Annotated in this window: 9 protein-coding genes; all 9 read left to right on the plus strand. The window is 67.9% G+C overall.

Annotated elements, in window-relative coordinates; translation table 11 throughout:
- A partial coding sequence (locus tag VEI45_RS23805) for an FtsW/RodA/SpoVE family cell cycle protein (RefSeq protein WP_324856975.1) occupies nt 1-952 on the plus strand: 952 nt, incomplete at its 5' end.
- Nucleotides 949-2178 (plus strand): undecaprenyldiphospho-muramoylpentapeptide beta-N-acetylglucosaminyltransferase, encoded by a 1230-nt coding sequence (gene murG, locus VEI45_RS23810; RefSeq protein WP_324856976.1) that lies wholly within the window; start codon nt 949-951, stop codon nt 2176-2178. The genes VEI45_RS23805 and murG, both read left to right, overlap by 4 nt.
- 52 nt (nt 2179-2230) lie before the next feature.
- A complete protein-coding gene (gene murC / locus VEI45_RS23815) occupies nt 2231-3697 on the plus strand; it encodes a UDP-N-acetylmuramate--L-alanine ligase (protein WP_324856977.1) in 1467 nt (488 codons plus the stop codon).
- 116 nt (nt 3698-3813) lie between these two features.
- Complete coding sequence (locus tag VEI45_RS23820) at nt 3814-4686, plus strand: cell division protein FtsQ/DivIB (protein ID WP_324856982.1); 873 nt, start codon at nt 3814-3816, stop codon at nt 4684-4686.
- A gap of 219 nt (nt 4687-4905) precedes the next feature.
- Nucleotides 4906-6039, plus strand: coding sequence for a cell division protein FtsZ (ftsZ, locus tag VEI45_RS23825; protein ID WP_324856983.1), 1134 nt, complete (start codon nt 4906-4908; stop codon nt 6037-6039).
- 90 nt (nt 6040-6129) lie between these two features.
- Complete coding sequence (gene pgeF / locus VEI45_RS23830) at nt 6130-6837, plus strand: peptidoglycan editing factor PgeF (RefSeq protein ID WP_324856978.1); 708 nt, start codon at nt 6130-6132, stop codon at nt 6835-6837.
- Nucleotides 6834-7622, plus strand: a complete 789-nt coding sequence (locus tag VEI45_RS23835; RefSeq protein ID WP_324856979.1) for a YggS family pyridoxal phosphate-dependent enzyme — start codon at nt 6834-6836, stop codon at nt 7620-7622. Before pgeF ends, VEI45_RS23835 begins: the two co-directional genes overlap by 4 nt.
- 68 nt (nt 7623-7690) lie before the next feature.
- Nucleotides 7691-8335 (plus strand): cell division protein SepF, encoded by a 645-nt coding sequence (locus VEI45_RS23840; RefSeq protein WP_324856980.1) that lies wholly within the window; start codon nt 7691-7693, stop codon nt 8333-8335.
- Between the two features lie 141 nt (nt 8336-8476).
- On the plus strand, nt 8477-8767 hold the full coding sequence (locus VEI45_RS23845; RefSeq protein WP_324856981.1) for a YggT family protein: 291 nt from the start codon (nt 8477-8479) through the stop codon (nt 8765-8767).
- Nucleotides 8768-8857 lie beyond the last annotated feature (90 nt).

Here is an 8857-nt window from a genome sequence, read left to right on the forward strand (position 1 = left end):
CGATGACCTCGGCACCACCTTCATCCTCCTGGTGATCTTCCTCTCCCTGCTCTGGGTGATCGGAACGCCGGGCAGGCTGTTCATCGGCATGCTCGCGCTGATGGGCTTCGCGATGATCATCCTGGTCCTGGTCGCCTCCTACCGGCTGAAGCGGATCACCGGATTCCTGCACCCGCAGGCCAATGCGCAGACGGCGGGCTGGCAGACGCTGCAGGGCCAGTACGCGGTCGGCTCGGGCGGCTGGTTCGGTGTCGGGCTCGGCGCGGGGAAGCTGAAGTGGGGATGGGTGCCGAACGCCACTACCGACTTCATCTTCGCGATCATCGGCGAGGAGCTCGGCCTCGTCGGGGCCCTCGGCCTGCTGGGATTGTTCGGGCTGTTCGCCTACACCGGGATGCGTATCGCGCGCCGATCCGCCGACCCGTTCCTGCGGCTGCTGACCGCGACCACCACGATGTGGGTGATCGGCCAGTCGTTCATCAACGTCGGCTACGTGATTGGACTGCTGCCGGTCACCGGTATCCAGCTGCCACTCATCTCTGCCGGTGGAACATCCACGGCCACAACACTTTTGATGATCGGCATGATGGCGAATGCGGCTCGCCACGAACCCGAGGCCGTCGCCGCGCTGCGAGCCGGGCGTGACGACCGGATGACTCGGCTGCTGCGGCTGCCGTTGCCGGCGCCCTATGTGCCGACCCGGGTCGAGGCGCTGCGTGACAGGCTGCGCAGCCGGCCGCAGCCGGCCAAGGCGTCCGGCGCTCGGGCCGCGCGGCCGGCGAGACCACCCGCAGTAGATCAGCGGACCTCGCGGTCTGGGGGCACCACCCGCCTGCGGGGGTGGGGGCACCTCCCGCGTGCGGGGGCGCATCATGGAGGCGGACAGCGGTACACCGGCCAGCGTCATGCACACGCCGGCCGTCGCGCACTGGAAGGTCAGCGCTACGGGTGAACGACTCGGCCAAAGAGCCAACCGGGGATTCCTCGTTGTCGGTGGTGCTCGCGGGTGGCGGCACGGCCGGCCACGTCGAACCCGCGATGGCCGTCGCCGACGCCTTGGTCGCCCTCGATCCGCAGGTCCGCATCACCGCACTGGGCACCGCACGCGGTCTGGAGACCAAGCTGGTGCCCGACCGCGGCTACTCACTTGAGCTGATCACGCCGGTGCCATTGCCCCGCAAGCCCACCAGTGACCTGGCCCGCTTGCCGCTGCGGGTGTTTCGTGCCGTCCGACAGACCCGTGCCGTGCTGGACAAGGTCGACGCCGACGTGGTGATCGGCTTTGGCGGATACGTGTCGCTACCCGCGTATCTCGCTGCCCGTGGTGCGGCCCGGCGCGGGCGGCGGGTGCCGGTGGTGATCCATGAAGCGAATGCCAGCGCCGGGCTGGCCAACCGGGTTGGCGCCCGCGGCGCCAAGCGGGTGTTATCGGCGATCCCGGACCCCGGCCTGCCGCACGCCGAAGTGGTCGGTGTGCCGGTCCGTGCGGCGATCACCTCCCTGGACCGCGCGGCACTGCGGTCGGCGGCCCGCGCACACTTCGGCTTTGCCGACGACGCGCGGGTGTTGTTGGTGTTCGGCGGCTCGCAGGGAGCAGCCTCGATCAACCGGGCGGTCGCGGCGGCCGCCGGCGACCTGGCCGCCGCTGGAGTGGCGGTGCTGCATGCCTACGGCGCCAAGAACACCATCGAGCTGCGCACCCCCGAACCCGGCGACCCGCCCTACATCGCGGTGCCTTACCTGAGCCGAATGGACCTGGCCTACGCCGCCGCCGATGTGGCGATCTGCCGGTCCGGTGCGATGACGGTCGCCGAAGTGACCGCCGTCGGCCTGCCAGCCGTCTACGTCCCGCTGCCGATCGGCAACGGCGAGCAGCGGCTCAACGCGTTACCGGTGGTCAATGCCGGCGGTGGGCTGCTGGTCGCCGATGCCGATCTGTCGCCGGGTTTCGTGGCCGATCAACTCGGCACGCTGCTCAACGACGCGCCGCGGCTGGCGGCGATGACGAAGGCCGCCGCGCTGGTCGGTCATCCGGACGCGGCGCAGCAGGTGGCCCGCGTCGCGCTGGACGTCGCGCGCGCGGCGCGGGACGGGAAGCGCGCGAAGAAACGGCGCAGTGCGCTGGACGTCGCGCGCCAAAACCGTGACGGTCAGCCCGCCAGAGGAGTCCGACGATGAACCGCGCGGGCGACGATGGTGCCGGCTCCAGCCGGGATTGGGGAGTGCGCCGATGAACACCGCGCCGCTGCCCCCCGAGCTGCAGCGGGTCCACATGGTCGGCATCGGGGGAGCGGGCATGTCAGGTATCGCCCGCATCCTGCTGGACCGAGGCGGATTGGTGTCGGGGTCAGATGCCAAGGAGTCGCGCGGCGTGCGCGCGCTGCGCGCACGCGGCGCGCTGATCCGGATCGGCCACGACGCGTCGTCGCTGGACCTATTGCCGGGCGGCGCGACCGCCGTAATCACTACGCGTGCCGCGATCCCGAAGACCAACCCCGAGCTCGTCGAGGCCCGGCGACGCGGCATCCCGGTGATACTCCGGCCGGCGGTGCTGGCCAAGCTGATGGCCGGGCGCACCACGCTCATGGTGACCGGCACGCACGGCAAGACCACGACGACGTCGATGCTCATTGTGGCCCTGCAGCATTGCGGCCGGGACCCGTCGTTCGCGGTCGGTGGTGACCTGGGCGAGGCCGGCACCAATGCCCATCACGGCAGCGGCGACTGCTTCATCGCCGAGGCCGACGAGAGTGACGGCTCGCTGCTGGAGTACACCCCGAATGTCGCGGTGGTCACCAATATTGACTCCGACCATCTGGACTTCTTCGGCAATCCCGAGGCCTATACCGCGGTGTTCGACTCCTTTGCGGAGCGAATTGCGCCCGGCGGGGCGCTGGTGGTGTGCACGGACGACCCCGGGGCGGCGACGCTGGCGAAACGCACTGCGGCGCTAGGGATACGGGTGCTGCGGTATGGCTCGTCGTCCGACGGCCCGCGCGACTACTTGGCCGGGACGCTGTTGTCCTGGGAACAGCAGGGAACCGGGGCGGTCGCGCAGGTCAAGCTGGACGGTGAAATCCATCCGTGGGTGATGCGGCTGTCGGTGCCCGGCCGGCACATGGCGCTCAATGCGTTGGGCGCGCTGCTGGCCGCGATCGAGATCGGCGCTACCGCCGACTGTGTACTCGATGGACTGGCCGGTTTCGAAGGGGTGCGTCGCCGCTTCGAGTTGATCGGCAGCGCGGCCTCGGTGCGGGTGTTCGACGATTATGCCCACCACCCGACGGAGATCAGCGCCACGCTGGACGCGGTTCGCACGCTGCTCGAGCAGAGCGGTATTGGCCGGTCACTGGTGGTGTTTCAGCCGCATTTGTATTCGCGGACAAAGGCTTTCGCCACCGAATTCGGTCATGCGCTAGATGCCGCCGATCAGGTTTTCGTGCTCGACGTCTACGGCGCACGCGAACAACCCTTAGCCGGCGTGAGTGGGGCAAGTGTCGTCGAGCACGTCAGCGTGCCGGTGCAGTATTTGCGCGATTTCTCGTCGGTCGCTGCCGTTGTGGCCGAGGCCGCCGGCCCAGGTGATGTCGTTGTCACCATGGGCGCGGGCGACGTCACCATGCTCGCGCCCGAGATCGTGACCGCGCTGCGGGTGCGGGCCAACCGCAGCGCGCCGGGCCGGCCGGGAGTCTTGTAGTGACCGAGCAGGACGACGTGGTGCCGGGCGAACCGGGTGGCGACACCGTAGGGGATCCCTTTCGGGAAATTACCGTCACCCAACCGACCGCTGCCGCCGGCGGGTTCAGCGACGACGTGAGCAGCACTAACGACGCCGGCACGGAACAACAGCAAACCAAACAACCCGACGTGGTCGAAGGTCCCCGTCGGCGGGCGAGGCGGGAACGCGCCGAGCGCCGCGCGGCCCAGCAGCGCGCGATGGCGATCGAGCAGGCCCGCCGGGAGGCCAAACGCCAGGCCCGCGGGCGCGCCGTGGATCCGGCCAAACCCGTTCCGCGTGGGGCCGTCCGGGGCCTAAAGCTGGCGCTCGCAACGGTCGGGCTGACCGCGCTTACGGTGGCACTCGGGCTGGTGCTCTACTTCACACCGGTGATGTCCGCCCGCAGCATCATCGTCACCGGGATCGGGGCGGTGACCCGCGACGAGGTGCTCGGCGCCGCGCAAGTCCGACTCGGCACGCCGCTGCTGCAGATCGACACCGACGGGGTCGCCGATCGGGTGGCGGCGATTCGCCGTGTAGCGAGCGCGCGGGTGCAGCGCCAGTATCCTTCGGCGCTTCGGATCACCATCGTCGAGCGGGTTCCGTTGGTAGTCAAGGACTTTCCTGACGGCCCGCACCTGTACGACCGCGACGGCGTCGACTTTGCGACCGCCCCGCCGCCACCGGCGCTGCCCTACATCGACGTGGACAACCCCGGGCCGACCGACCCGGCGACCAAGGCCGCGCTTGCGGTGCTGACCGCGCTGCGCCCCGAGATCGTCGCGCAGGTGGGCCGGATTGCCGCGCCGTCGGTCGCGTCGATCACCTTGACGCTCAACGATGGTCGCACTGTGATCTGGGGAACCCACGAGCGCACCGAGGAGAAGGCGGAGAAACTGGCGGCCCTGTTGACCCAGCCGGGCCGGATGTACGACGTCTCCAGCCCAGACCTGCCCACCGTCAAGTAGCGACCTGCCGGCACCGGACGCCCGCCGTCGGTGCCGCGGAAATTCGCCCGAAATTCGCCCGCCGCTTCTCGGCGCGCCTGCGTCGATCGTGCGCACGGCGGCAATACCGTTCTGTTTGCGCAAAACAACTTGACATAACTCTAATCCTTTAGTTGAGGTTGAGGTTTGCCAGTTCGTTACGCAATAGGCCTAAGTCCCACCAGGGAGGAAGACACAATGATGACCCCGCCGCACAACTACCTGGCCGTCATCAAAGTCGTGGGGATCGGCGGCGGCGGCGTCAACGCCGTCAACCGGATGATCGAGCAGGGACTTAAGGGTGTGGAGTTCATCGCCATCAACACCGACGCCCAGGCGCTGTTGATGAGCGACGCCGACGTCAAGCTCGATGTCGGGCGCGACTCGACCCGCGGGCTGGGCGCCGGCGCCGACCCTGAGGTCGGACGCAAGGCCGCCGAAGACGCCAAGGACGAGATCGAGGAGCTGCTTCGTGGCGCCGACATGGTGTTCGTGACCGCCGGCGAAGGCGGCGGCACCGGCACCGGTGGCGCGCCCGTCGTCGCCACCATCGCCCGCAAGCTGGGCGCGTTGACGGTTGGCGTCGTCACCCGACCGTTCTCGTTCGAGGGCAAGCGGCGTAGCAGCCAGGCCGAAAACGGCATCGCGGCGCTGCGAGAAAGCTGCGACACCCTCATCGTGATCCCCAATGACCGGCTGTTGCAGATGGGCGATGCCGCGGTGTCGTTGATGGACGCCTTCCGCAGCGCCGACGAGGTGCTGCTCAACGGTGTGCAGGGCATCACCGACCTGATTACCACGCCGGGTCTGATCAACGTCGACTTCGCTGACGTCAAGGGCATCATGTCCGGTGCGGGCACGGCGTTGATGGGCATCGGGTCGGCCCGCGGCGACGGCCGCGCGCTCAAGGCGGCCGAGATCGCGATCAACTCGCCGCTGCTGGAAGCGTCGATGGAGGGCGCACAGGGTGTGCTGATGTCCATCGCCGGCGGCAGCGACCTGGGGTTGTTCGAGATCAACGAGGCGGCATCGCTGGTGCAGGACGCCGCTCATCAGGACGCCAACATCATTTTCGGCACCGTGATCGACGACTCGCTCGGCGACGAGGTGCGCGTCACGGTCATCGCGGCGGGCTTCGACGCGAGCGGGCCCGGCCGAAAACCGGTCGTCGGCAGCAGCCAGGGCATTGCGTCCGGCAAGGCCGGCAAGGTTAGTTCGATGTTGTTCGAACCTGTTGACGCGGTCAGCGTGCCGTTGCAGACCAACGGCACAACCTTGGACATCGGCGGCCAGGATGACGAGGACGTCGACGTGCCGCCTTTCATGCGGCGCTAGCCGCGAGACGATACGGGCCGCGAAGCGGCGTGGGAGGGTGCGGCATGCCGTCGGGCCGAGTCGGCGCTGCGCGAGCCGGATACTGGGTATGTGAGCGTTCGCGTCCGGAGGGTGACCACTACCCGCGCCGGCGGCGTTTCGGCGCCGCCGTTCGACACCTTCAACCTCGGTGACCATGTCGGCGACGACCCGGTCGCGGTGGCGGCTAACCGGACGCGGTTGGCCGCCGCGATTCGCCTTGGCACCGACCGGGTGGTGTGGATGAACCAGGTTCACGGTGATCGGGTCGAGGTGGTGGACGGGCCGCGCGATAAACCGGTCGCTGGCACCGATGCGTTGGTGACCAGCACGCCGCGGCTGGCGTTGGCGGTGGTGAGCGCAGATTGCGTGCCGGTGCTGCTGGCCGACGCGCGGGCCGGCGTCGTCGCCGCCGTGCACGCCGGTCGGGTCGGAGCGCGGGATGGCGTGGTGGCCCGGGCGATCGAAGCGATGGTGGCCGCGGGCGCGCATGAGCCGGACATCTCCGCGCTGCTGGGCCCCGCGGTCAGCGGGCGCAACTATGAAGTTCCGGCGGCAATGGCCGACGAGGTGGAGGCGGCGTTGCCGGGCAGTCGCACCACCACCTCGACCGGCACACCCGGACTGGACCTTCGCGCCGGAATTGCCTGTCAGCTTAAGGCTTTGGGCGTGAGCGCCGTCGATATCGACCCGCGGTGCACGGTGGATGACGTCAGCTTGTTCAGTCACCGCCGCGACGCCCCGACCGGGCGGCTGGCATCGGTGGTGTGGATGGAATGAGCCAGGACTGTCCAGTGGCGGTAAAACTTTCCCCCCGACCGGAGCGGGAATCGGAATTGGCCGATGCTTTGACAGCGTTACGATCGCGGCTCGCGGCGGCCGCAGAAGAGGCTGGCCGCGAAGTCGACGAAATTCAACTGCTGCCTATTACCAAATTCTTTCCCGCAACCGATGTCGCGATTTTGTCGAGTTTGGGATGTGCCGCATTCGGCGAATCCCGCGAGCAGGAGGCGGCCACGAAGGTCGGCGAAGTCGCAAGATTGCTGGGCGGCTCTTCGGGTTCGCCGCGTCTGCATTGGCACATGGTGGGCCAGATCCAGCGCAACAAAGCCCGCTCATTAGCCAACTGGGCGCACACCGCCCACTCGATCAGCAGTACTCGGGTGGTGTGGGCGCTCGACCACGCCGTGGCGGCGGCATTGAGTGACGGCCGTCGGGAGAATCCGCTGCAGGTCTACGTCCAGATCAGCCTCGATGGCGACGTGTCCCGAGGCGGTGTTGACGTCGCCGAACCAGGCGCCGTCGACGAGATCTGCGCGCAGGTCGAGGCCGCCGAATCCCTGGAACTAGTTGGGTTGATGGGCATCCCGCCGTTGGACTGGGATCCCGATACGGCGTTCGCGCGTCTGGAATCGGAGCACCACCGGGTGCGCCGAGCGCATCCAGATGCGGCCGGATTGTCGGCCGGGATGTCGAACGATCTCGAAAGCGCGGTCAAACATGGTTCGACGTGTGTGCGTGTCGGTACCGCGTTATTGGGTAAGAGACCGCTACGGTCACCCTAATTAGTCACTCCAGTCACATCTTCATCACAGACACCGCAACTCCCAGATTCTAGATAGGGGTCAAGGCGATGAGCACACTGCACAAGGTCAAGGCCTACTTCGGTATGGCCCCGATGGAGGACTACGACGACGAGTACTACGACGATCAAGCCCCGAGCCGGGGCGGCTACCCGCGGCAGCGGTTCGCCGACGACGGGTACGGCCGCTACGAAAGCCGGTTTGAAGGGCGCGAGTATGACGATCCACGCGGCGAGCCCGGTGACTTTGCATCGGGCAGCTATCGCGGCGGTTACGCCGACGACCGGTTCCGGGCGCATGAGTACGACCGCGCCGACCTGGCCCGGCCGCGCTTCGGGTCGCTGCGAGGGTCTACCCGTGGCGCACTGGCGATGGATCCGCGCCGGATGGCGATGCTCTTCGACGAAAGCAGCCCGCTGTCGAAGATCACCACGCTGCGGCCCAAGGACTACAGCGAGGCGCGCACCATCGGCGAACGCTTCCGCGACGGCACCCCGGTCATCATGGACCTGGTGTCGATGGACAACGCGGACGCGAAACGGCTGGTCGACTTCGCCGCCGGCTTGGCCTTCGCGTTGCGCGGCTCGTTCGACAAGGTCGCGACCAAGGTGTTCCTGCTGTCGCCTGCCGACGTCGACGTATCCCCCGAGGAGCGTCGCCGGATCGCCGAAACCGGCTTCTACGCATACCAATAGCCGCTTGCTAACCCGGGTTGGCGCTCACCGGGCCGCCATGGGTTGTGGTGCCCGCTGGTTGAGTCGGTACGCTGGTGATTGCCGCGCGTGTGGGCGGCGACGGGGATTCTCGTCATCTCATCGGTAAGGTCGGGGTTCTAGTTGGTGCTGTTCTTTCAGATCCTCGGGTATGCGCTGTTTTTCTTCTGGCTGCTGCTCATCGCTCGGATCGTCATCGAGTTCATCCGCTCGTTCAGCCGTGACTGGCGTCCCAGCGGTCTCACCGTGGTGATCCTCGAGATCATCCTGTCGATCACCGACCCGCCGGTGAAACTGCTGCGCCGGCTGATCCCGCAACTGACCATCGGCGCGGTCCGCTTCGACCTGTCCATCATGGTGCTGCTGCTGGTTGTTCTGATCGGCTGGCAAGCGGCTCTGGGCGCCACGGCGTGAGACTGGCGCCGTCGCCGGTGCCCCTGGACCCGGGCGACGGTTCGGCGGCGGTTCGATGGGCGCGATTTTAAAATTCTAAGGATTGGGATT

This window comes from Mycobacterium sp. (assembly GCF_035623875.1).
Classification (GTDB): domain Bacteria; phylum Actinomycetota; class Actinomycetes; order Mycobacteriales; family Mycobacteriaceae; genus Mycobacterium.

Coding starts and splice junctions, on each gene's coding strand:
- murC (WP_324856977.1), top strand. CDS start 2,231: ATGAACACCGCGCCGCTGCCCCCCGAGCTGCAGCGGGTCCACATGGTC.
- ftsZ (WP_324856983.1), top strand. CDS start 4,906: ATGACCCCGCCGCACAACTACCTGGCCGTCATCAAAGTCGTGGGGATC.
- VEI45_RS23835 (WP_324856979.1), top strand. CDS start 6,834: ATGAGCCAGGACTGTCCAGTGGCGGTAAAACTTTCCCCCCGACCGGAG.
- VEI45_RS23840 (WP_324856980.1), top strand. CDS start 7,691: ATGAGCACACTGCACAAGGTCAAGGCCTACTTCGGTATGGCCCCGATG.